Raw genomic sequence first — 2815 nt, forward strand, 5'->3', positions numbered from 1 at the left:
CCCACCCCGGTCGCGCCGACGGCTCCCGCTGGCCGTCGCGCTGGCCGTCGCCACCACCGCACTGACCGGCGTGACCATGACCGCGCAGGCCGCCGTCCCGCCGCCCCCCGTCCGGCTGGAGCCTGATGTGGAGCGACGACTTCACCGGCTCCGCCGGCACCCTGCCGTCCTCGGCCAACTGGCCCCGGTCGCGCCGACGGCTCCCGCTGGCCGTCGCGCTGGCCGTCGCCACCACCGCACTGACCGGCGTGACCATGACCGCGCAGGCCGCCGTCCCGCCGCCCCCCGTCCGGCTGGAGCCTGATGTGGAGCGACGACTTCACCGGCTCCGCCGGCACCCTGCCGTCCTCGGCCAACTGGATCATCGACACCGGCACCAGCTACCCGGGTGGCCCGGCCAACTGGGGCACCGGCGAGATCCAGACGTACACCGCCAGCACCACCAACCTCGCCCACGACGGGGCCGGCAACCTGCGGATCACCCCGGTCCGCGACGGCGCCGGCCGGTGGACCTCGGCCCGGATCGAGACCGTCCGCACCGACTTCAAGCCGCCCGCCGGGGGAGTGCTGGCCATCGAGGGGCGGATCCAGATGCCCAACGTCACCGGCGCGCAGGCCGCCGGCTACTGGCCGGCGTTCTGGGCGCTCGGCTCGCCGTACCGGGGCAACTACCAGAACTGGCCCGGCGTCGGCGAGTTCGACGTGATGGAGAACGTCAACGGCCTGAACCAGGTCTGGGGCGTGCTGCACTGCGGGTACGCCCCGGGCGGCCCGTGCAACGAGTTCAACGGCCTGGGCAACTCCCGGGCCTGCCCCGGCAGCACCTGTCAGTCCGCCTTCCACACCTACCGCTTCGAGTGGGACGCCTCGGTCGCCCCACAGCAACTGCGCTGGTACGTCGACGGGCAGTTGTTCCACACCGTCGGCCAGAACCAGGTCGGTGAGCCGTACTGGACCCAGATGACCGGCCACGCGGGTTACTTCCTGCTGCTCAACGTCGCGATGGGAGGCTCGTTCCCGAACGGGGTGGCCGGCTACGCCACGCCGACCGCATCGACCGTCTCCGGCCGGTCGATGCTGGTCGACTACGTGGCGGTCTACCGGCGGGGCACGTCCACGCCGCCGCCGACCACCCCGCCACCGTCCGGCGGCGTCGACGCGTACGGGACGATCCAGGCCGAGGCGTTCACCGCGCAGAACGGGGTGATCGTCGAGGCGTGCGCCGAGGGCGGGCAGAACATCGGCGCCGTGCGCAGCGGTGACTGGGTCCGCTACGACAACGTCGACTTCGGCGCGACCCCGCCCCGCGACTTCGTCGCGCGGGTGGCCTCCGGGGCGGCCGGCGGGGTGAGCGGGTTGGTCGAGGTACGCCTGGACAGCCCGGCCAGCGCGCCGATCGGCAGCTTCGCCATCGCCAACACCGGCGGCTGGCAGAGCTGGCGCTCGGTGCCCGGCAACGTCGCCGCGGCGACCGGGCGGCACACCGTCTACCTGACCTTCAGCAGTGGCCAGAGCGCCGACTTCGTCAACGTCAACTGGTTCACCTTCCGGCGCTGAGCGCGCCCGGGGCCCGCGTCGAGGAGACGCGGGCCCCGATCGATGGGTCGACCACTCTGGACAGAATCAGTTAACAGTCTTAATAATAAGCGCGCACGTCGACATCCATGGATCGATCGCAGTCCGGAGGGTCGCATGACGCGTTCCAGAACCCTGCTCCTCTCCCTGGTCGCCGCGCTGGTCGCGACCCTCGGCGCGGGGTGGGTCGCGCTGCCCGCGTACGCGGCCGGGGCGACCGCCGGCTTCGTCAAGACCTCCGACTGGGGCAGCGGCTGGGAGGGGAAGTACACGATCACCAACGGCGGCGGCAGCACCATCTCGGGCTGGACCGTCTCCTTCGACCTGCCCGCCGGGACCACCGTCGGCAGCTACTGGGACGCGCTGCTCACCAGCTCCGGCCAGCGGTACACCTTCACCAACCGGTCCTGGAACGGCACCGTCGCCCCGGGCGCCTCGGTGTCGTTCGGCTTCCTCGGGACCGGGACCGGCTCGCCGACCAACTGCCTGCTCAACGGGGCGCCCTGCGGCGGCGGCACCCCGCCGAGTCCGACGCCGACCACTCCGACCCCGTCGCCCACCACCCCGGCGCCGACCACCCCGCCGCCCACCACCACGCCGCCGCCACCCACCGGCGGGCTGCCGAAGCACCTGCTCACCGGCTACTGGCACAACTTCGACAACCCCGCGGTCGAGCTGCGACTGCGCGACGTGCCCGTCGAGTACGACCTCGTCGCCGTGGCCTTCGGCGAGGCCACCGCCACGCCCGGGGCGGTCGGGTTCGCCGTCGACCCCGGACTGTCCGCCGCACTGGGCGGCTACACCGACGCGCAGTTCACCGCCGACGTGCAGACCCTGCGCTCGCGCGGCCAGAAGGTGATCCTCTCCGTCGGCGGCGAGGCCGGCCGGGTCGCGGTCAACGACGCCACCTCGGCCACCGCCTTCGCCGACACCGTCCACGCGCTGATCCAGCGGTACGGCTTCGACGGCGTCGACATCGACCTGGAGAACGGGCTCAACCCGACGTACATGGCCCAGGCGCTGCGCGCCCTGCGGGCGAAGGTCGGCGCCGGCCTGATCATCACGATGGCACCGCAGACCATCGACATGCAGTCGCCCAGCACCGGCTACTTCAAGCTGGCGCTGGACATCCGGGACATCCTCACCGTGGTCAACACCCAGTTCTACAACTCCGGGGCGATGCTCGGCTGCGACCAGAACGCCGCGTACTCGCAGGGCACGGTGAACTTCATCGTCGCCC

Annotated in this window: 1 protein-coding gene and 2 pseudogenes; all 3 read left to right on the forward strand. The window is 72.2% G+C overall.

The features are described from left to right. Positions 1-28: 28 nt before the first annotated feature. Positions 29-170, forward strand: a pseudogene (locus JNW89_RS37900) (1,3-beta-glucanase); the annotation flags it as partial. Between the two features lie 84 nt (positions 171-254). Beyond that, a pseudogene (locus tag JNW89_RS33390) lies at positions 255-1557 on the forward strand (carbohydrate-binding protein). Between the two features lie 135 nt (positions 1558-1692). After that, positions 1693-2815, forward strand: a 1123-nt coding sequence (locus tag JNW89_RS33395) for a cellulose binding domain-containing protein (protein ID WP_238452075.1), incomplete at its 3' end; no start/stop codon positions are given.

It is taken from the genome of Micromonospora sp. 4G55 (assembly GCF_016803375.1).